The following is an 18,804-nucleotide window of genomic DNA, read 5'->3' on the forward strand; positions in this document are numbered from 1 at the left end:
CGGTTTCATCGGCGATCGCCAGCGCCGCCTGCCGCTCGGCACGCGCGCGCCGCAGCGGGATCGCCGCGCCGACCGGCGGAAACTTGACCGTCAGCGGATGGTGAAGACCGCGCCACAGCCCGCGCGGGGGCGGCAACGCCCGGTCCAGCCCCGCCATCGCCAGCGCCGCGGTTCGCGTCGCGGCATCGGCGGCGACCATGTCGGCGGCGCGGAACAGCCCGCGCTGCCGGTCGTCCAGCATTTCCCATGCCGGCAGCTTCAATGGCGAACGCCACAGCCATTTCGGGCCGGACGGACCGCCGGTCATGCGCCGGGCGGGCAATAGGTCTTGATGACGATGACGCTCCGCAGCGCCGGACAGTCGCGCGACGGCGACCGCGCGGCGTGAAAGATGTTGCCGCTGAAATGCACCAACCGTCCGGGGCGCGGATACGCCGCCTTGACCACGTCGCTCCGGTCGGCGTTGTAGAACAGCGTCTCGCCGCCCCAATTGGCCTCCCATTCAGGGTGGGCGTAATAAAGCGACGTGAAATGGCCGGGCTGGTCGGCGTCGCTGTGCACATGGCCGTCGCCGCCATAGGTATGGCCATTGGCATAGACGCGCACCGGCACATGGCCGGGCGCCAGCTGATCGCGGATCAGGTGCCACAGCGCCAGCACCGGCGCGATCAGCGGCCGGTTATGCAGTTCATGCTCGCAATCGCTGGTGCCCTGATCGTCGCTGTCGCCCGCGAAATGCGAGTGCCAGAAGAAATGCCGGGTCTGCGTGTCCGCCGCTTTCCAGCCATAGCGCCAGATGTTGCGCGCCATCAGCGCCGACAGTTGATGGCGAAGATGCGCGGGCACGAAATCGTCGAGGATCTGAAGCGTGCCGACGCCGCGGTCCAGCGCCTCCAGCGCGCTGGTCGACCGGTGCGGCGTCAACGGACGGTCGAACCCGAACACCGCTTCAAGCTCGGCCGCCGCCGCCGGGTCGAGCAACGCCGCCGCCCGGCGCAGAAAGCCGATATGCGACGAACGCTGCGACGCGCGCATTCGCGGAAACTGCTCCAGCCAGTTGGCGACGAAGATGTGGAGCAGGTCGGCCCTTTCGGCGTCCAGCGCCCCCCTGGTCCCGCCGCCCGCGACAAAGGATTCGATGTCGGCCAGGAACGCACGGGTGTCGAGCGTGCAGAACTGGAACGCCATCTCCTCCGCCGCCGCGCCGATGACCCCGGCGACACGGGGGCGTGCGGCGATCGGGATCGTCTGGCGACGGAAATGTTCGGTGCCGTAAACCGAATGGAACAGCCCCGCGAGGCACAGATCCTCGCGACAGCCCCATAGTTTCAGCTTGTCATGAACGCCCTGCAGATGGTCGAGCAGCGTGGCGTCGGTATGGCGCACGCGCGTGCCGGGCGACGCGCGCAGCATCGCCAGCGCGGCGGCCTCCCGACCGGCGTCCGGGCCGGGGGCGGGATCGGGCGACAAACGGGCGGCCTGGGCGTTCATCATCGGCATCGTCCACTTCGAAACGCGAATGGCGTGGGGGCGATAGTGTCGGGCCTGCCCGGCGCTTCCAAGCCGGGGACGACTCTCAAACCCGTGGCGACCGGGCGGATTTCACTCCGCTGGCGGAAGGAAATCGCCCGCCGCGCTGTCGCTCAACAGCGCCGTCAGCCTGGCAAAGCTGTCGTCGGTCATCCGCAGGAACACGCGCCGCCCGTCACGGGGATCGCGCGCCCGGCAAAGGATGCCGCGATCCTGCAGAAGCTGGCACCAGCGCAGCGCCGACGTCATCGGCACCGATGCCGCGAGACAGGCATTGCCGACCGGCACGTCGCACCCCTCGGCACGGGCGATGTAGAGTTCCAGCAGGATGTCCCACACCGGCTCGGAAAACAGGCCCGGCCCGAACAGCCGTTCGCGGCGGCGACGGATCGCCAGCGCCCGTTTCGCGGTTTCCAGCGCCCGTTGCGCCATCGGCCGGGACCGGGCGGCCGAAACGCCGGCCTTGTCGATCGAATGGCGCAATTGCTCGACCCTGACGCACAGCGCCTGGACTTCGCCCGCCAGTTCACTGGCTGGACCGTCTCCGTGCCGGATCGGCGGCGGGACGGCCTGCGGCTTCTGAATCAGGATGGATGCAACGGAGTTTGCGATCATCTGCAACCTCGAATGCTCGGTCGGGCGACGGCTTCATGCTGCGTTCACCCGTGGCTTACCCCTGTTGCGACGATCCAACCGTTCGAACATGCGACCAACAAGCGGCCTTGCGTTCAGAAGTTGTTTTGTCAGGATAAATCGAGGAACCCGTTCCAGTCATATTGCCGGGCTTTCGCGGCAATCGATCAGCACCAGACCGCGCACGATCGTCATGCTTCCTTCATTCTTGCTATAGAGCATGGTGAAGAAAGAGACCGTTTTAAGGGTAATCACCGGGTCGCCATCTATCGGCATGACCCTGAGGTCCAGGCCACGCGCCTTGCATGACTTGATATGCGCCCGCAGCCCCCCGGCGTCCGGCGCCTGTCCGGCGACCGATTCGTAGAAGATGACCGCGTCCAGGTCGCCCGGATCGGGCTTTGGACCGATCGCGCTGCCGCCCAGCAATGCCGCAACCGCGCGCACGCCGAACAGCGGCAATTCGTCCACTACGGCAACGAATTGCCGCACAAATGCTTCGCGGTTGGACAGAAACCTGCCTTCCCGCAGATCGTCGAGGCGCGCAACATAGGGGCTGGCGTTGAGCGGCGTGCTTTCGCGTTCCGGCCCGACAAAGGGCGGAAAGGCGAGGGCTTCGGCCGCGATGCGGCTCGCGTCGATGGTCTTCTGGATGGTGTCCATTGCCAAGCTCCCATGCATCGGTTCCGGTCGATCCCCCGGTATCGGCCGAACCGCCCCACTGCGACGGGAACGAGCAGGCAGGCGCGCAGTTGCCGCCCGCCACGGCATTGTTCCGTCCCCAGGCGATCGAGGGCCTGCGAACGCGCCATGGCCGCCCGGTGCCGCTGTTCGGGATCGCCAGCTGGATGGTGGTCGCCTTCATCATCGCGACGCTGGTCGCGGTGGTGGCGACGCTGTTCCTGTCCAGCTTCGCGCGCAAGGAAACGGTCGAGGGCTTGCTGCAACCGCAAAGCGGCAGCGCCACCATCACCTTTGCCCGGCCCGGCCGCGTCACCGACATTTATGTGCGCGAAGGGCAGATGGTCCGGAAGGGCCAGCGGCTGATGAAGATCTCGCTCGACACCGCGCTGGAGGGTGAGACGCTGGGCAGCCGCCTGGCGCGCGCCAATGATGCCCAGGCGACCGAATTGCAGCAGCAGATGGTCGCCGAACGCCTGTCCAGCACCGCGCGACAGCAGGAAACGGCAAGCCGCATCGCCGGCGCGCGCACCCAGGTCGCGCATCTGGTCGAATCGGTGGCGCTCCAGCGCGAGCGGCTGAGGCTGAGCGAGGAGACGCTGGCCGGGCTGGAGACGCTGCGCGAACGCGGTTTCGTGTCGACGATGCGGCTGCGCGAGAAACAGGCCGAAGTCATCCTGATCCGCCAGGCGATCGGCGAAACCGAACGCCAGATCGACCAGACCCGCGCCGACATGGCGACGCTGCAGGCCACCGCCAGCCAGGCCAGCGCCGATGCCGCGCGCGCCACCGCGCAACTGCGGTCCAGCCAGGCGCAGCTCGACCAGCAGCGCGCCCAGTCCGATGCCGAGCGCGACGTGATCCTGGTCGCCCCCTATACCGGCCGCCTGTCGACCGTGCGCGCGGTCGTCGGATCGGCGCTGGAGGCGAACGTGCCGCTGGCCACGGTGCTGCCGCAGGGCGAACAGCTGGAAGCGGTGCTGTGGGTGCCGTCGCGCGCGATCGGCTTTGTCACCACCGGCGACGCGGTGCGGCTGATGTTCGATGCCTTTCCCTATCAGCGCTTCGGGACCGGGCACGGCACCGTCAGCGCCATTTCCGCAACCCCCGTCGACGCGCGCGAACTGCCCTTTCAGGCGCTGGCGCCCGAAGGCGCGCTTTACCGGGTCAAGGTCCGGCTCGAAGCGCAGACCATGCAGGCCTATGGCAAATCATGGGCGCTGGCGCCGGGCAGCCGGCTGCGCGCGGACCTGATCCTTGATCGTCAGTCATTGCTGGACTGGGTGCTCGATCCGCTCCAGGCCTTTCGAAAGCGCGCCGCATGAGCTTTTCCTCGCTGCGAAACCTGCAGAGCGAAGCCACCGAATGCGGGCTGGCCTGCCTTGCGGTCGCGGCGCAGAAGGCGGGGTCGAAGATCGACCTGGCCTGGCTGCGGCACCGTTTCCCCGGATCGGCGCGCGGCATGACCATGCGCCAGCTGAGCGAGGTCGCCCACGCCATCGGCATGACGACGCGCGCGGTGCGGTGCGAGCCGGATGAGCTGGGCGCGCTGCAACTGCCCGCGATCCTGCACTGGGGGCTTCAGCATTTCGTGGTGCTGGAAAAGGTGCAGCGCGGGCGCGTCCGCATCTTCGATCCGGCGCGCGGCCATGTCGTGGTGCCGATCGCCGAATTGAGCCTGTGTTTTACCGGGGTCGCGCTGGAACTGGCGGCATCACCGCGCTTTCGCAAGGAAACCGAACGCCCGCCCTTTAATCCGCTGTCGCTGATCCATTGGTCGGGCGATGTGAAGAGCGGCCTTGTCCAGGCGCTGCTACTGTCGCTGGTCCTGCAGGCCTATCTGATCGCCTCGCCGCTCTACATCCAGGGCGCGGTGGACAGCGGGGCATTGCGCGGGGACCGGGAATTGCTGTTCGCGCTGGCGGCGGGGTTCCTGTTGTTCGCGCTGTTCAACGCCGGGGCATCGGCGATGCGCGCGGTGGTGCTGCAACGGCTTGGCGCGGTGCTCAGCTGGGACATGAGCCGGCGGCTGTTCCACCATCTGATCCGCCTGCCGCTGCCCTGGTTCGAAAAACGCAAGCTGGCCGATACGATGGTCCGGTTTCAGGCGATCGAACCGATCAAGACGCTGATCGCGACGGGCCTGATCGGATCGGTGCTGGACGGGGTGCTGTCGATCAGCATGCTGGCGCTGATGTTCGTCTATTCGCTGCCGCTGGCGCTGGTGGGGCTGGCGGGGTTCGCGCTGTCGATGGCGGCGCGGTTCGCGGCGCTGCCGATGACGCTGCGCTTTGCGGGCGAGCAGTTCCGCGCCTCCATCGGCGAACAGAGCCGGCGCATCGAGACGCTGCGTTCGATCCAGACCATCAAGGTGATGTCGGGCGAAAGCCACCGTGAGGGATTGTGGGCCAACAAACAGGCATCGCTGGTCAAGGCGCAGCAGAATAACGGCCTGGCGACCGGGCTGATCGGGGCGCTTCAGGGGCTGCTGGATACCGCCACCTTCGTCATCATCGTCTATCTGGGCGCGCTCGACGTGATCGCGGGCAGCTTCACCGTCGGCGCGCTCTATGCGTTCGTCTCCTATCGCCAGCAATTCACCACGCGCGCGGGCACGCTGGTCGACACGATCATCAACTGGCGGATGCTGGAGGTCTATAATTCGCGCATCGCCGATGTCGTGCTGACCGAACCCGAACGCGGCCTGGACAGCGAACCCGGCAACCTGCCCGCGCTGAAGGGACAGATCGAGCTGGTCTCGGCCGCCTATCGCTACAGCCCCGGCGAGCCGATGGTGTTCCAGAACGTGTCGCTGACGATCCGGGCCGGGGAAGCGGTGGCGATCATCGGCAAATCGGGTTGCGGCAAATCGACCCTGCTCAAGGCGATGTGCGGCCTGTATCCCCTGACGTTCGGCGAAGTGCGGGTCGATGGCCTGCCGCTGTCGATCTGGGGGCCGCGCGCGATCCGGTCGTCCTTTGGCGTGGTGTTGCAGAACGACGATCTGCTGCCCGGTTCCGTGCTCGAAAATGTCGCGTTCTTCGACGAACAGCTCGATGTCGATCGCGCCTGGGACTGTCTGGAGAAAGCCGCGATCGCCGACGAGGTGCGCCGCCTGCCGATGGCCGAGCATACTTATGTCGGCGACCTCGGCTCGACATTGTCGGGCGGACAGGTGCAGCGCATCCTGCTGGCGCGCGCTTTCTACAAACAGCCGCGCTTTCTGGTCCTCGACGAAGCGACCGCGCATCTCGACCTCGATTGCGAGAACCGCATCAACGATCATCTGCGCGCCGAAAAGGTGACGCGCATCGTCGTCGCCCACCGCCCCAGCACCATCGCCGCCGCCGACCGCGTTTTCCTGTTGCAGGACGGCATCCAGGACATCGGCAGCGGCGCCGACTATCGCGCGCGTTTCGAACGCCGCGGACCGATGCGCGTCATCGGGTGAAGGCGCGGGCCGCACAGCATCGCGACGCCTTGCGTGACCGCATCGTCGGGGCGGAGGGCGCGGAAAGGGCGATCGAACGCGACGCCGACGCCGTCCTTGCCAATATCGCCAATGTCACGGGCACGACCCTTGTCGTCGGCGTCAGCCTGGGCGCGCTGCCGGCGCTGGCGCTGGACCGACGGCTTGCCGACCGGCCCCACCGCCTGTTGCTGCTGGAGCCGCTGCTGGCCTATCGCCCGCCCGCCACACGGGTGGCCGACGCGGCCTATACCGACTATCAGACCGCGTCCGAAGCGGCGATGCTCGGCCTTGCCGATCCGGCGTCGATCGCGCGCTTCGCCGCTTATCTGCAACAATTGCAGCAGGAGCGGGCGGATACGCCGGTCATGTTGGCCTTCGGCGCGAGCGACCGCATTTCGATGCGCTCTGACTGGCGGCGACCGCCCCGCCCACAGGACCGATTGCTGGTCGTCCCCGGCGATCACGCCTTTGCGCCATTTGATCCCGACATCTGGGCGATGGCGCGCGACTGGCTGACCCCGGCGGACAGCACCGGCCGGCGCCCGCACGAATGAGAAGGGTTCCCTTCGTGCGCTCGACCGATGGCATAAGGCGCCGCGCCGGGCATCTCGTCCTTTCGGTGCTGCCGATGCTGGTTGCCGCCTGTGGTGATCCGCAGCCGGCGGCGAAGCAGGGTGTGTCCGGCGCCGGCATTTCGATGATGGTGCTGGTCCGCCCTGCGGACGATCCCTGTGGCGCCGCCCCGGCAACGTTCGCGCTTCGCGATGCCGCGGGCGTCGGTTGGTGGATGGAGGGCAAACGCTGGTGCCGCGCGGCGAACGGCGCGCAGCCGGCACAGGCCTGGGTCAGCGATGCCGCCGATCCCCGTGCGAAGCGACTGGTGATCGAGGGGCAGCGTCTGTCCCTGCTGGCCCCCGAAGTCCGGCTGAGGCCCGTCGCCGACGCGCCCGCTCCGGCGCCCTTTGCCCGCTGCGGCCCGGATGCCCGTTCGCGCGTGTTCGCGGCCGAGAACCGATTGCGCGATCCGGGCGATCTCGCCTGTGGCCGGACCTTTGCGGGGCCGGGGTTCAGGCTGACCACGGCCGGCTTTGCGGGCACCGGCAGCACCATGCCCGCGCTGGTGACGACCCCGGCGAAACCGGCCATGGGCACGATCGTCTATCTGTTCGGCGGCCCTTATGAGAATCTGCCGGCGGGTCTCGTCGCACGCTCGACGAGCAATCATCTGCTGGCGCAGTGGGCCGGACGTGCGGCCATAGTCATCCCCGCCTATCTCGGCATCGACCGCATCCGGACGGGCGCGGGCGACGCAACCCGCGCGCGTGCCGAGGTCGATGCGCTCCTGACCGCGCTGGAGCGGCGCGGCCCGGTCTGCGTGATCGGCTTCAGCCTGGGTGGCCCGATCGCCGCCGCCAGCGTCGCGGGTCATCCAGAGGCACGCTTTCTCCTCGCCGCGCCGCTGGCAACGTCGCCCGCCCGTTTCGTCGCGCGTGCGATTGCCCAGGGGCGACCGCTCAGGCCCATCACGCTGTCGTCGCCGGCACCCGATGGCCAAGTGCTGACCTTGCGGTCCGACAAGGCGTATCTCGACTATTTCGCCGGCAGCGAGAACCGGGACCTTGCCGCGCTGCTTGGTCCCGGTCGGCATCCGAACCTGCGCGTCGCTTATGCCAGAGGCGATATTCCCGTGCTGCGCCGCGACCTTGCCCCGGTCGCGCCGATGCTCGCCGCCGATGCGATCCACGAACTGCCCGCCGCGATCGGCCACTCGATCGAAACCCCGTTCGGGGCATCCGCCTATCGCCCGCTGATCGACGATTTTCTGGCCGACTGTCTGGGGTCGCCGGACTGAAGGCGGAGATCACTCCGCCGGCGGCGCAATCGGCGGCCGACACCCGCACCAGATGGACCGGATCGCGCAGGGCAGGCGGGGTTCGCGCGGCTAGACTTCCCCTGAAACCAGGCAGGGAGAGCCTTCGATGCGCGAATTGACCTTGGCAGAGCAGGAACTGATCGCCGGTGGCACCGATACCACCGACCTGGGTGAAATCGTCGTCACCGCCGATCCGGGCGACAGCGGCGACTGGGGCGGCGACTGGGGGGATTTCGGCGACTGGGGTTACGGCGATAGCGGCGACAGCGGCGGCGGCGGCGGCGGGGGTGGTGGCGGCGACCCGACGCCTGATCCCAATTGCGCCGGCACCACGCCATCGGCCGACTGGGCCGACAGTCCCGAGGTCAAGGCCGCGCTCGACACCGCCAGGGCCGACAAGGCCGGGGTCGAACGGGCAATCGGCGACTGGAACACGATCGTCGCCGCCGCCAATACGCACGGCATCGACCCTGCGCTGCTCGGCGCGATCGGGCTGCGCGAAAGCGGGTATCGCAACATCGACCAGCCCGATGGCCTGGGCCGCGGCATCTTCCAGATCGATCTGGGCGCGCATCCCAATGTGACCGAGGCGCAGGCGCACGACCTGGCCTTCTCGGCCGATTATGCCGCTGCGCTGCTTGCCGGCAACATGGCCAGCCTGCGCGCCGAATTCCCCGATTTCACCGCCGACCAGCTTACCCAGGCAACCGCCGCGTCGTATAATTTCGGCACGGACGATATTTCGGGGAATCCGGCGACGATCGATGTCGGGACGACGGGCAACAATTATGGTGCCAATGTCATGGCGCTGATGGCGGCCTTCAAGGAACCGGGCACCGGGACCACGCCGGGGGCCGGGCCGAACAATGGCGGTTGCAGTTGAGAGCGAGGAGCAGGGACATGAACGCAGCGCGTGCGGCAACGGCATTGCTGGCCCTGTGGCTGACGGGATCGGCGCCGCCGGGCACGCCCAACCCGCAAACCGGCTATGCCGATTGCGCGCCGTCGCAAATCGACGCGCCGCGCCTGCGCCGTGCGATCCTTGCCGCCGCCCGGCCGCGCGGCGACACGCGCCGGTTCTTCGCCGACAATGTCGTCGTCGTGGCGCCGGCGCCATTGCGCGACGGGCCGCCCGACATGCTGGCTTATGTGGCAGGCCCCTCGATCTGCGGATCGGGGGGCTGCAACGCCTATCTGTTCGAAGGCGGCGCGCCGGATCGCGTGCTGGGCCGGATCACGCCCGCCCGGCTGCCGATCCGGGTGCTGGACAGCATCCATGAAGGGCGGCGCGACATCGGCGTCACGGTCAATGGCGGCGGCGTGCGCCAGGGCTATGTCGGGACACTGCGCTTCGATGGCAAAGCCTATGCCGGCAATCCGACACTGGCCGGGGTGGCCCGTGCGCCGGCGGATGCGGGCACGGCCGTTATCGGCCTGCCGGGGCAGGCCGCAGGCCAGTGCCGCCTGCGATAGGGGCGGGTGAGGTGGTGGACGCCGTTTTGCGCGACAACAAACGCGCTCACTGCGACCGCGGTCTTTTGCTGTGACGATGCTGCCACATCTATTGTCACTTGCCACGCTTGGGCAGGTTTCGATTCCGCCCGTCAACGATCATAATCCCGACATAGCATCGAGCAGGATAGATGCCAGTGTATCGACAAAGTGCGATCAACAATGGCTTGTCTTTGTTGAGGTGAAAGCAGGCGTTATCACAACTGTCCGAGCAAACCACAAGGTTGACACCTCTGCAATTGATGCAGCGAAAAATAATATCGATCCCGATCGCCTGGGCGCGGTCGGCATAAGATGTCTGCTGAAATCCGCGTGGTTGATAAGCTGGGACAAGAAAGGTGCTTTTGCCTCGGCGCCGATAACCATTCAATACTAGGGCGCAGGGGCGCGGGCCGCCGGGTTCCACTGGCCCGCCGGGGGCGGCTTTCCGAAGGAAAAACGACGATGAAATTCGTGATCCTGCTTGCCGCGCTTGTATTGCCCGCGACCGCTTCGGCGACGCCGACCGGCGTGTTCGTGGCGCGCTGGGCCGCCGCGTCGCGCGTGGCAAAGCCGGCGGGGAGCACGGCGACCGCCGAACAAACGCTGGCGACGCCGGAGCTGAAGGCGCTGCTGGATGAATTCGCCACCGTGGCCGGCGATTATCGCCGCCAGGTGATCGAGGCGCGCGCGGCCGGCAAGCCGCCACGGGCCTGTCCGCCGAAGAATGTCGAACTGACCATCGATGACGTGCTTGCCGAGATACGCCGGCTGCCGCCCGCATGGCAGTCGCGCGATTTCGCCGAGAGTTTCGGCGCGGTGATGGACAAGCGCTATCCCTGCACTGCCGGTTCGTCGGTCAGCTAGACGCGCGGGATGCGGCTTTTCCCGCTGCACCTGGCCGCGCTGCTGCTCCTCCCACGCCAGCAATAGCGCCGTTCGATCCGGCGATGGTGCGAATAGCGGCCGATACCCGCGCCATGTGGAGCGGGTTTGCCAGCGGCGGCGCCGCGCGCTGGGTTAGCATCCACCCTGCCAGACAAACACAATGGGGATTTTCGATGCGCGAATTGACCTTGGAAGAGCAGGAACTGATCGCCGGCGGCACCGATACCACCGACCTGGGCGAAATCGTCGTCACCGCCGATCCCGGCGACAGCGGCGGCGGCGATTGGGGCGGTGACTGGGGCGGCGACTGGGGTGGCGATTACGGCGACGGCGGTGATGGCGGCGGTGGTGGTGGTGGTGGTGACACCGGCACCGGTCCGGTCGATGTCGACGTCAATGTCGACCCGGAAACGAAGCAGGCCGATATCATCGTCACGGCCAGCAACGCCGCCGGCAGTTTCGCGGCGGAATTCAACCTCAACTCGTTCGACCTGACGTCGCTGACGTTGAACCTGAACACCGCGAATGGCGTCTATACCGGCATGGTGACGCTGGACACGGGAATGCTGGACCAGTCCTATACGGTCGATTTCGGCAACAACGTGGTCGGTTCGATCTCGTTCGGCACCAACGGAACCGATTATTCGGTCGGTGCGTCATTGTCCGTGACATTCTGATGCCGCGGGGGCGGGTATCGGGCGCAGCCGGACACCCGCCCCCGTCATAAGGAACAGCCATGTCCGGTTCGACTACAGCGCCCGGCATCCTGTTTGTGGGCCGCCGGATGATGGATCGCCGCCTTTCATGCCGGGGCTGACACGCCATGGCTGGCGGGGCTTGCCCGGCGTCGCGGCCGGGCTGCTGCTGTCCGCCGCGCTGCTGTTCATGGCGATGGCGCTGCACGCGCAGGGCAGCCCGCCCACGGCGCGGCGCTTCGCCCTGTCGCTGGTTCAGGGCGCCGCATGGTCACCGACCCCGATCGAGGTCCATCGCGGGCTGATCCTGTTCCGGGCGGTCCTGAACGGCCGTGATGCGACCGTGCTGCTCGACAATGGCGCGGCCAACAGCTTTGTCGATCGCCGGTTCGTCGATCCGTCGGGCACCGCCCCCAGGGGCGCGCCCTATGTCGCGTCGACCGGCGCCGGCGTCCTTCGGGGCCATGCGGTGGACGGCGTCACGCTCACCGTCCCGAACCAGCTCGACATCAAGGGCACGCTGATCGCCCTGGACCTCGCGCCTTTTTCACGCATCGTCGGCCGACCGATCGACGCGGTATTGGGAGCCGACGCGCTCGATCAGCTCGCAGTCATGATCCGCCCGGCCGACCGGACGCTTTATCTGACCGCCAGCGGCAAGATGACGCCCAGGTCCGGCGCCAAGGCGTTTTCGCTGCCAATGTCGGCAGCGGGGCGGATCAGCGCGCAGATCAATGACGAGCCGGTCCTGCTGGCGGTCGATCTCGGCTCGAACGGCGCCATCCGCCTGTCCGACGCGGCGTTCGCACGGGTCCTGGGTCCGGCGGCAACGAACCGGCGAACCGCGGCGGCGAACGCCGATGGCCAGGTCCGCACGGCCGCCACCGCGAACGCTGCGTTCACGCTCGGTCCGGTCCGGGCCAACATCCCCGTCGCCGCCGGCGGCGTGCTGCCGTCCGGGCTGGATGGGCGGCTCGGCATGGCGTTTCTGTCGAAATTCACGATCATCCTCGACCAGCGCCAGCAACGCCTGACGCTCGTGTCGCGCTAGCGATCCGCAAACCGCCCGCATCCGTTCAATCCGGCGATGGTGCGAATAGCGGCCGATACCCGCGCCATATGGAGCGGGTTTGCCAGCGGCGGCGCCGCGCGCTGGGTTAGCATCCCCCTGCCAGACAAACACAAAGGGGATTTTCGATGCGCGAATTGACCTTGGAAGAGCAGGAACTGATCGCCGGCGGCACCGATACCACCGACCTGGGCGAAATCGTCGTCACCGCCGATCCCGGCGACAGCGGCGACTGGGGCGGCGACTGGGGCGACTGGGGGGATAGCGGCGACTATATCGATGGCGGCGGCGGCGATGGCGGTGGCGATTCACCCCCGCCCGAACCCGAACCCTATCCCGAATGCGTCGAAGCCGCACCCGCCGGCGCCAGTTCGGGCGACGTGATGAACGCCGCGCGCAATGCCGCAGCGGCGATCGCGGCGGGAAATGACGAGGGTCAGGAATACAGCTCCCTGATCTATTCGCTGAACGGCGTTGTCAGCCATACCGCGCCGCGCACCGACGGATCGCCGGATTACGTCAACTGGACCACCGCCGATCTGCCCGCGGGCGCGACCATCCTGGGGCTGGTGCACAATCATCCCGACCAGTCGGGCATCGCCGATGGTATGCCGTCGGATCAGGACTGGGCGGCTTATGACACGCTGCAGAACACGCCATTGCCCAATGGCATCACGATGGACCCGAACGCGCTGCACTTCATCTATACCAACGAGGACAGCAGCACGCGCGTCTATGACAATACCGACAAGAACCAGGCGGCGCCGAGCTGCGCCATCTGATTGAGGGAAGAAGGGAGGGAGGGACGCGATGCTGACCATGATGATGCTGATGCCGCTGTTCGCGGCGCAGGGTGACGTGACCGTCGGCACGCGCGAACCCGCCCTCCCGACCCGGCAGAGCCAGACGTTCGAAGCCGCATGCGGCAGCACCGGGATCGCGATCCGCGATTTCGGGCCGGCGCGGCCCGATACGACACCGACGATCCGCGTCGACGGCGCCGCGGCGCGCGGATCGTCGGGCGATGTCGCCACGTTCCTCGCCGCGCCGGACGCGGTCTATCGCTTCGCCGTGACCTGTCCGGCGGGGCGCGGCGCGATCGACCTGCGGATCTATCGGGCGCGGCGCGATGCCGGTGGGCGCGCCGGCTATGCCGCGATGAAGGTCCGCATCGACAATGGCGCGATCGTCGCCGCCAATGCCGAAAGCGGCCTCGCCGCCGACAGCTTCCTGTTCCGTTGAGCGGCCGCGCGCCGGCCAGGCGATGTTCGCGCTGATCCTGTTCGCCTGCGCGACCAATCCGCTGGTGATCGCATTGGCGGTGCTGGGCACGGTGGCGGCGCGCCGCGCCTGGCACGCCGCGATTGCCGCGCTGTTGCCGGTCGTGGTGATCGGCGCGGTCGAGGCGGCCCCGATGCCGCCGCTCCTGATGCTGGGCTATCTGCTGGGCGGCATGATCTGGGCGGGTCTGGCCTGGGCAGTGAAGCGGCAATTGCTGCGCTGAAACGCCCCCGCGTCGCGATGGCCGCTTCGCTCCGGCAGCGGAGCAATCGGGTCCCGATACCCTGCGAAAATGGCGCTTGTCGCGCCTGACGATCGCATGTCGACGCTGCATCCTCCCGGCAAATCAGGGAGAATTGCGATGCGCGAACTGACACTTGCGGAACAGGAACTGATCGCCGGCGGCACCGTGACCGACGATTACGGACCGGACATCGTCGTAACCGCCGATCCGGGCGATAGCGGCGGCGACTGGGGCGGCGACTGGGGTGATTGGGGCGGCGATTATGGCGATAGCGGTGATGGCGGCGGCAGCGACGGCGGTGATTCCCCGCCCCCGCCCGAACCTGATCCCGAAGAACCCCCCTGCGACGAGGCGGACAAGGTCACGATGCTGTCGCCCCCCGATAACGCCAAATATTATGTGCCCGAGGGGATGAGCCCCGATTATCTCAATAACGCGATCAACCATCTTACGTCGATTGCGCGCGGCGAGGGCAGTCCGCTGGGTCTGGTCGGGGCACATGAGCGGGTGCTGCTGGAATTCAAGGATATGTATACCAACCCCGCCAATCCCCACTTCATCGATTTCAAGGACTGGGGCACGAATGGCGGCCCATCGGGAAGCGTCGGTTCAGATCCGATCCAGCATTACAGCGACGCGGCGGGCAGGGACGTCTCGGCCAGCCCCTATGAGCCGTTCGGCAATTTCTTCTATGGCTTTGTCGGCACCCTTGCCAGCATATCGCCCGACGAACTCTATGTCGCTGCCGCTTATTTCCAGGAAGGGGGCGGCACGACATGGTCCGATGCGCCGGAGGATCAGGCGCATGTCAATTACGGCATCCAGCAAGCGCTCAACTATGCCGGGGCGCCGGCCGCGATCCTGGGTATCGAAAATGGCAACTGCGTGACCGGCGTGACCGGTGGTGGGACCGTCGGATGAAGCGAGCAGCCATGATTGCGGTGCTCGCCGGGATGGCCGGCACCGCAGCCGCGCAGATATCGCCACTGCCGCGCAATTGCGGTGAGCTTTCCAGCGCTTCGGGCCAGTGGGTGGGCTATCTGCGCGCAGGCGGGCCGACGCCGGGCATCAACGATGTGCTGGTCTGTGACCGGGACCATGCGTGTAACGCCGTCTATGCCGCACAGGCCGGGGCGCCACTCGCGATCGGTTGGCGCGGCGACACGCTGGTGATCGTCAGCCCTGCAGCCGATCGTCGACCCACCGCCGCGTTGAAACGGCTTCAGGCCGCGCCACCCCCGGTGGAGGTCGCTCGCGCGCTGCCCGGCACAGGGCCGCGGCTCGTGTTCGACGCCGCGCGCTGCGCCACGCCGCCGCCGGTCACGCGGTCCACGACGCAATGAACGGCAGCCGGCTTCCGATGCTGGCGTTCGCCGCCGCGCCGCTGGTCGTCCGGTATTCGGAGCCGGCGAACGCGCTGTTCCCCGGTCCCGGCCGCTATGGCGTGCGATCGGTGCTGACGGTCGACAACATCGACTCCCGGCAGTATCGGCGCGCCGAATCCAAGCCCGTTTCGATCACCGTTGAATAGCGACCCGCTTCGCTCCGGCAGCGGAGCAATTGGCGGTGAATCGTCCCGGAAATGGCGCATGTCGCGGATTGATGCGTGCACACGCCCCGGCGCATCCTTGCCCGATATCCGAGAGAACGCGCGAAAGGATGACCATGACCCATGTCAACGACGCCACGCGTGACATGATCGCCCGCTGGGAAAGCCTGGCCGCCGACATTGCGGCGGCGCAATATGACCCGGCCTGCAAGGGGCGGCTGATCGTCATGGGATCGGGCCTGGCCTATACCGATTTCCTGCGCGACGCCGAGGACGAGATCCGCGATGCCGACGCGGTGTTCCACTGCGTCTATGACAAGGTGACGCAGGTGTGGCTGGGCCAGATGCGGCCCGATGCCTATGACCTGCGTATCCTCTACAATGACGATATCGAACGCCATCAGACCTATGTGCGGATGGCCGAGGCGATGCTGCACCATGTGCGGCTCGGCCGGCGCGTGGTCGCCATTTACTATGGCCATCCCGGCGTGTTCGCGATGCCGGCGCACCGGGCGATCCATATCGCCCGTGGGGAGGGGCATGACGCGCGGATGCGGCCCGGCATCTCGGCGCTCGATTACCTGATCGCCGATCTGGGTTTCGATCCCGCGCTGCCCGGCTTTGCCAGTTTCGAGGCGACCGACCTGCTGCTGCGCCGTCGCCGCATCGACCCCAGCCTCCACATCGTCCTGTGGCAGGTCGGCGTGGTCGGCGAGTTCGGCTATGCCAGCGGCGGCTTCGAAAATCGCGGGTTCGAAATTCTCGCCCGGCACCTGGCCGGGATTTACGGCGAGGATTGGCACGTCACCCATTATATCGCCCCGCAATATGTCGGCATGGACCCGCTGGTCGAACGCATCCGGATCGGCGACCTGATCGCGGGGCGCGGGCGCGACCGGATATCGTCGCTGTCGACCTTCTACATCGAACCGTTCGAGGACACCGAAACCGATATCGGCATGTCGGCGGCGCTCGGCTGCCTGAAATCGGGCGGCGCCATGTCGCGGCCGTTCCGCGTCTATGACTATCGCCGCTATGGCCCGCGCGAACGCGCGACGATCCGCAACCTGGCATCGTTTCAGCCGGCGGCGAATTACCGGCTGACGGGCTATTCCCCGGAATATCAGTTCATGCTCGACCTTAGCCGCGACACCGCGCTGCAGGCCGAATATCGCCGCGCGCCCGAAGCCGTGGTGCAGCGCGTGGGGGTGTCGTTCCAGAACGAGCGCAAGGTCCGGCTGCTGGCGATCCCGCATCCCAAGGCGATCGACGCCGCGCTGAGCGACGAACCGGCGACCCGCGGCGCGTGAAACAGGTTCATTGAACAACGGGCGTAAAAACGGCATATATGGGTGCAAGGAGCGCCCATATGATCGCCGCTTTTCTGAACGACATTCGCGATCACGACATGATCGCCCCGCACCGGATGGCCGAACGGCTGCGCGTCCCACTCGCGCAACTGGCGCGACTTGCCCGCGTCAATCGCAACACCATGACCGCGCGCCCCGAAAGCCCGGCGGTGCAGGCCAAGCTGGGGGAGATCGCGCGCATCATCGCCGGCGCCGCGCAACTGACGGGGGATGAGGGCAAGGCGATCATCTGGTTCCGCCACCAGCCCATTGCCGGTTTTGGCAAGACCGCCGAGGAGCTGGTCGAACAGGGGCATGGCGCCTTGGTGATCGAGGATCTGGAGCGCATGGCCGACGGCGCCTATAGCTGACGGCGGTAACATCGGACGCGGGGACACGCGATCATCGCCGCATGACCTATCCCGTCCGCCCCATCGACATTCAGATCTGGCGCATGATCGCGCCCGCGCATCAGCGCAGCCCCCTGTCGGGCGAAGGCGCGCGGCTGCATGGCGGGCGCTGGAACCTGAAAGGATGGCCCGCGCATTACAGCGCGCTCGATCCCGTCACGGCCGTCGCCGAATATTATCAGGGGCTGGCGCGGCCGGGAATGCTGGCGCCCTACCGCGTCCGGGCCGATCGCATCGCCGACCTGACCGACGGGCAGGGCGGTCCCGCCGATGCCGCGATCGCGGCGGCGCTCGATGCCCAGTGGAAAGTGATTGCGCGGATCGACGGCCGGGTGCCGCCCGGTTGGGAAATCGTCCAGCCCCTGATGGCGGCGGGGGTTCAGGGCGCGCTGGTCCCCTCGCTCCAGAACCGGGGCGGCACCGCGCTGGTGCTGTGGCAATGGGACGGGGCAGGGGAGGCCGGGTCAGTGGCGTGCCTGACGCTGATCGACCCCGATGGGACGCTGCCCGGCTGATGCCGACATGTCGACAGTCCGACATGTCGGCGCACCGGACCCTATTTCTTCATCGCATCGAGCAGCCGCTTCACTTCCTGTGACCGGCCGCGCGGCAGGATCAGGATGTCGTCGCCGCTGGCCACCACGATCAGGTTGCTGACCCCGACCATCGCCACGCGCGCGCGGTCGGACCGGACCAGGCAGCCATGGGTATCGACCAGCACCACTTCGCCGCCCGCGCCCGTCGCATTGCCGTCGGCGTCGATCTCGCTCAGCGCGTGCAGCGCGTCCCAGCTGCCGACATCGCTCCACCCCATCGCCACCGGGACCACGGCGACGCGCGCGGCGCGCTCCATCACCGCATAGTCGATCGAGTCCGAAGGGGATTCGCCGAATGCCGCCGCTTGCGGGCGCACGCAGATGCCGTCGCGATCCGCCCCGGCCATCGCGCGCTCGGCCGCGCCCAGCATCGCCGGCGCGAACTCGCCCAGCGCCGCCAGATAGGCATCGGCGCGAAACAGGAAGATGCCGCCATTCCACGCATGATCGCCCGCCGCGACCATTTCCTGCGCGGCCTCGAACGGCGGTTTCTCGACAAAGCGCGCGACGCGGTGGACACCCTCGGCCAGCGGCTCGCCGACCTGGATATAGCCATAGCCCGTCTCGGGCGCGTCGGGGGTGATGCCGAACGTCACCAGCCAGCCATCCTCGACCAGCGGCAGCGCGCGGTGGATGGCATCGTGAAAGGCGGGCACGTCGGCGATCACATGATCGGACGGCATCACCAAAAGCGGCGCGTCGCCGCCGCCCGCCGCCACCGCCGCCAGCGCGATCGCGGGCGCGGTGTTGCGCGCCATCGGCTCCAGCACGATCGCCTGCGCCGCGCAGTCAACCGCCGCCAACTGATCGGCGACCTGATCGGCATGGGCGGCATTGGCGACGATGATCGGCGCGCCGAACGCTTCCCCGGTCGCGCGCGCGGCGGTCAGTTGCAGCATGGTCTGCGCCGCGGTCAGCGCCAGGAACTGCTTGGGCCGCTCGGGCCGCGACATCGGCCACAACCGCGTGCCGCTGCCGCCCGACAGGATGACGGGGACGATCGTCGGATGGGTCATAGGCCTTTGGTTCTCCCTCGCTTGACG

General features: G+C 67.6%; 24 protein-coding genes. 19 read left to right on the forward strand and 5 right to left on the reverse strand.

Annotation, left to right across the window (positions count from 1 at the left end):
* The 4 genes from VL973_RS01210 to VL973_RS01225 all read right to left on the reverse strand — a co-directional run.
* Positions 1-307, reverse strand: a 307-nt coding sequence (locus VL973_RS01210; RefSeq protein ID WP_325282212.1) for a hypothetical protein, incomplete at its 3' end; no start/stop codon positions are given.
* Complete coding sequence (locus VL973_RS01215; RefSeq protein ID WP_325282213.1) at positions 304-1,500, reverse strand: 2OG-Fe(II) oxygenase; 1,197 nt, start codon at positions 1,498-1,500, stop codon at positions 304-306. The genes VL973_RS01215 and VL973_RS01210, both read right to left, overlap by 4 nt.
* A gap of 102 nt (positions 1,501-1,602) precedes the next feature.
* Positions 1,603-2,145 carry a MarR family transcriptional regulator gene (locus tag VL973_RS01220; protein ID WP_325282214.1) on the reverse strand — a complete coding sequence of 181 codons (543 nt, stop codon included), beginning with the start codon at positions 2,143-2,145 and terminating at the stop codon, positions 1,603-1,605.
* A 156-nt stretch (positions 2,146-2,301) separates the two neighbouring features.
* Positions 2,302-2,826, reverse strand: a complete 525-nt coding sequence (locus tag VL973_RS01225) for a hypothetical protein (protein ID WP_325282215.1) — start codon at positions 2,824-2,826, stop codon at positions 2,302-2,304.
* Between VL973_RS01225 and VL973_RS01230 the strand changes: the two genes are divergently transcribed.
* The 19 genes from VL973_RS01230 (at position 2,826) to VL973_RS01320 (ending at position 17,680) form a co-directional block, all read left to right on the forward strand.
* The gene (locus tag VL973_RS01230; protein ID WP_325282216.1) at positions 2,826-4,169 is read left to right on the forward strand and encodes an HlyD family secretion protein; all 1,344 of its coding nucleotides are present in this window, start codon (positions 2,826-2,828) and stop codon (positions 4,167-4,169) included. The genes VL973_RS01225 and VL973_RS01230 overlap by 1 nt on opposite strands.
* The gene (locus VL973_RS01235) at positions 4,166-6,295 is read left to right on the forward strand and encodes a peptidase domain-containing ABC transporter (protein WP_325282217.1); all 2,130 of its coding nucleotides are present in this window, start codon (positions 4,166-4,168) and stop codon (positions 6,293-6,295) included. Before VL973_RS01230 ends, VL973_RS01235 begins: the two co-directional genes overlap by 4 nt.
* 29 nt (positions 6,296-6,324) lie before the next feature.
* Positions 6,325-6,870: a hypothetical protein gene (locus VL973_RS01240; RefSeq protein ID WP_325282218.1), complete on the forward strand. Its 546-nt coding sequence runs from the start codon at positions 6,325-6,327 to the stop codon at positions 6,868-6,870.
* 14 nt (positions 6,871-6,884) lie between these two features.
* Positions 6,885-8,168, forward strand: a complete 1,284-nt coding sequence (locus tag VL973_RS01245) for an alpha/beta hydrolase (protein WP_325282219.1) — start codon at positions 6,885-6,887, stop codon at positions 8,166-8,168.
* A 127-nt stretch (positions 8,169-8,295) separates the two neighbouring features.
* A complete protein-coding gene (locus VL973_RS01250; RefSeq protein WP_325282220.1) occupies positions 8,296-9,072 on the forward strand; it encodes a lysozyme family protein in 777 nt (258 codons plus the stop codon).
* Positions 9,073-9,089: 17 nt separating this feature from the next.
* Positions 9,090-9,662: a hypothetical protein gene (locus tag VL973_RS01255; RefSeq protein WP_325282221.1), complete on the forward strand. Its 573-nt coding sequence runs from the start codon at positions 9,090-9,092 to the stop codon at positions 9,660-9,662.
* Between the two features lie 70 nt (positions 9,663-9,732).
* A complete protein-coding gene (locus tag VL973_RS01260; RefSeq protein ID WP_325282222.1) occupies positions 9,733-10,077 on the forward strand; it encodes a hypothetical protein in 345 nt (114 codons plus the stop codon).
* A 68-nt stretch (positions 10,078-10,145) separates the two neighbouring features.
* Positions 10,146-10,547, forward strand: coding sequence for a hypothetical protein (locus VL973_RS01265; protein WP_325282223.1), 402 nt, complete (start codon positions 10,146-10,148; stop codon positions 10,545-10,547).
* Between the two features lie 194 nt (positions 10,548-10,741).
* Positions 10,742-11,245 (forward strand): hypothetical protein, encoded by a 504-nt coding sequence (locus tag VL973_RS01270; protein WP_325282224.1) that lies wholly within the window; start codon positions 10,742-10,744, stop codon positions 11,243-11,245.
* Positions 11,246-11,372: 127 nt separating this feature from the next.
* Positions 11,373-12,314: a hypothetical protein gene (locus VL973_RS01275; RefSeq protein ID WP_325282225.1), complete on the forward strand. Its 942-nt coding sequence runs from the start codon at positions 11,373-11,375 to the stop codon at positions 12,312-12,314.
* Positions 12,315-12,460: 146 nt separating this feature from the next.
* Positions 12,461-13,114, forward strand: coding sequence for a hypothetical protein (locus tag VL973_RS01280; RefSeq protein WP_325282226.1), 654 nt, complete (start codon positions 12,461-12,463; stop codon positions 13,112-13,114).
* A 28-nt stretch (positions 13,115-13,142) separates the two neighbouring features.
* A complete protein-coding gene (locus tag VL973_RS01285) occupies positions 13,143-13,574 on the forward strand; it encodes a hypothetical protein (RefSeq protein ID WP_325282227.1) in 432 nt (143 codons plus the stop codon).
* A 22-nt stretch (positions 13,575-13,596) separates the two neighbouring features.
* Complete coding sequence (locus VL973_RS01290) at positions 13,597-13,836, forward strand: hypothetical protein (RefSeq protein WP_325282228.1); 240 nt, start codon at positions 13,597-13,599, stop codon at positions 13,834-13,836.
* 138 nt (positions 13,837-13,974) lie between these two features.
* A complete protein-coding gene (locus VL973_RS01295) occupies positions 13,975-14,778 on the forward strand; it encodes a polymorphic toxin type 44 domain-containing protein (RefSeq protein ID WP_325282229.1) in 804 nt (267 codons plus the stop codon).
* Complete coding sequence (locus VL973_RS01300) at positions 14,775-15,200, forward strand: hypothetical protein (RefSeq protein ID WP_325282230.1); 426 nt, start codon at positions 14,775-14,777, stop codon at positions 15,198-15,200. The genes VL973_RS01295 and VL973_RS01300 overlap by 4 nt, the downstream gene beginning before the upstream one ends.
* Positions 15,201-15,217: 17 nt before the next feature.
* Positions 15,218-15,388, forward strand: a complete 171-nt coding sequence (locus VL973_RS01305; protein ID WP_325282231.1) for a hypothetical protein — start codon at positions 15,218-15,220, stop codon at positions 15,386-15,388.
* A gap of 128 nt (positions 15,389-15,516) precedes the next feature.
* Complete coding sequence (locus VL973_RS01310) at positions 15,517-16,716, forward strand: SAM-dependent methyltransferase (protein WP_325282232.1); 1,200 nt, start codon at positions 15,517-15,519, stop codon at positions 16,714-16,716.
* Positions 16,717-16,775: 59 nt separating this feature from the next.
* Complete coding sequence (locus VL973_RS01315) at positions 16,776-17,126, forward strand: hypothetical protein (protein WP_325282233.1); 351 nt, start codon at positions 16,776-16,778, stop codon at positions 17,124-17,126.
* A 41-nt stretch (positions 17,127-17,167) separates the two neighbouring features.
* Positions 17,168-17,680 carry an RES family NAD+ phosphorylase gene (locus tag VL973_RS01320; protein WP_325282234.1) on the forward strand — a complete coding sequence of 171 codons (513 nt, stop codon included), beginning with the start codon at positions 17,168-17,170 and terminating at the stop codon, positions 17,678-17,680.
* A gap of 41 nt (positions 17,681-17,721) precedes the next feature.
* Here the strand turns inward: VL973_RS01320 and VL973_RS01325 are convergent, their stop codons facing one another.
* A complete protein-coding gene (locus VL973_RS01325) occupies positions 17,722-18,777 on the reverse strand; it encodes a mannose-1-phosphate guanylyltransferase/mannose-6-phosphate isomerase (protein ID WP_325282235.1) in 1,056 nt (351 codons plus the stop codon).
* Positions 18,778-18,804: the final 27 nt, after the last annotated feature.

Origin of the sequence: Sphingomonas sp. (genome assembly GCF_035490575.1) — a bacterium.
Lineage (GTDB): Bacteria > Pseudomonadota > Alphaproteobacteria > Sphingomonadales > Sphingomonadaceae > Sphingomonas.

Bases quoted from the DNA above. Each gene is read 5' to 3' on its own strand.
- VL973_RS01265 (WP_325282223.1), top strand. From the start codon at position 10,146: ATGAAATTCGTGATCCTGCTTGCCGCGCTTGTATTGCCCGCGACCGCT.
- VL973_RS01315 (WP_325282233.1), top strand. From the start codon at position 16,776: ATGATCGCCGCTTTTCTGAACGACATTCGCGATCACGACATGATCGCC.
- VL973_RS01280 (WP_325282226.1), top strand. From the start codon at position 12,461: ATGCGCGAATTGACCTTGGAAGAGCAGGAACTGATCGCCGGCGGCACC.
- VL973_RS01235 (WP_325282217.1), top strand. From the start codon at position 4,166: ATGAGCTTTTCCTCGCTGCGAAACCTGCAGAGCGAAGCCACCGAATGC.
- VL973_RS01220 (WP_325282214.1), bottom strand. From the start codon at position 2,145: ATGATCGCAAACTCCGTTGCATCCATCCTGATTCAGAAGCCGCAGGCC.
- VL973_RS01225 (WP_325282215.1), bottom strand. From the start codon at position 2,826: ATGGACACCATCCAGAAGACCATCGACGCGAGCCGCATCGCGGCCGAA.
- VL973_RS01270 (WP_325282224.1), top strand. From the start codon at position 10,742: ATGCGCGAATTGACCTTGGAAGAGCAGGAACTGATCGCCGGCGGCACC.
- VL973_RS01250 (WP_325282220.1), top strand. From the start codon at position 8,296: ATGCGCGAATTGACCTTGGCAGAGCAGGAACTGATCGCCGGTGGCACC.
- VL973_RS01295 (WP_325282229.1), top strand. From the start codon at position 13,975: ATGCGCGAACTGACACTTGCGGAACAGGAACTGATCGCCGGCGGCACC.
- VL973_RS01305 (WP_325282231.1), top strand. From the start codon at position 15,218: ATGCTGGCGTTCGCCGCCGCGCCGCTGGTCGTCCGGTATTCGGAGCCG.
- VL973_RS01285 (WP_325282227.1), top strand. From the start codon at position 13,143: ATGCTGACCATGATGATGCTGATGCCGCTGTTCGCGGCGCAGGGTGAC.
- VL973_RS01290 (WP_325282228.1), top strand. From the start codon at position 13,597: ATGTTCGCGCTGATCCTGTTCGCCTGCGCGACCAATCCGCTGGTGATC.
- VL973_RS01325 (WP_325282235.1), bottom strand. From the start codon at position 18,777: ATGACCCATCCGACGATCGTCCCCGTCATCCTGTCGGGCGGCAGCGGC.
- VL973_RS01275 (WP_325282225.1), top strand. From the start codon at position 11,373: ATGCCGGGGCTGACACGCCATGGCTGGCGGGGCTTGCCCGGCGTCGCG.
- VL973_RS01255 (WP_325282221.1), top strand. From the start codon at position 9,090: ATGAACGCAGCGCGTGCGGCAACGGCATTGCTGGCCCTGTGGCTGACG.
- VL973_RS01300 (WP_325282230.1), top strand. From the start codon at position 14,775: ATGAAGCGAGCAGCCATGATTGCGGTGCTCGCCGGGATGGCCGGCACC.
- VL973_RS01215 (WP_325282213.1), bottom strand. From the start codon at position 1,500: ATGCCGATGATGAACGCCCAGGCCGCCCGTTTGTCGCCCGATCCCGCC.
- VL973_RS01310 (WP_325282232.1), top strand. From the start codon at position 15,517: ATGACCATGACCCATGTCAACGACGCCACGCGTGACATGATCGCCCGC.
- VL973_RS01320 (WP_325282234.1), top strand. From the start codon at position 17,168: ATGACCTATCCCGTCCGCCCCATCGACATTCAGATCTGGCGCATGATC.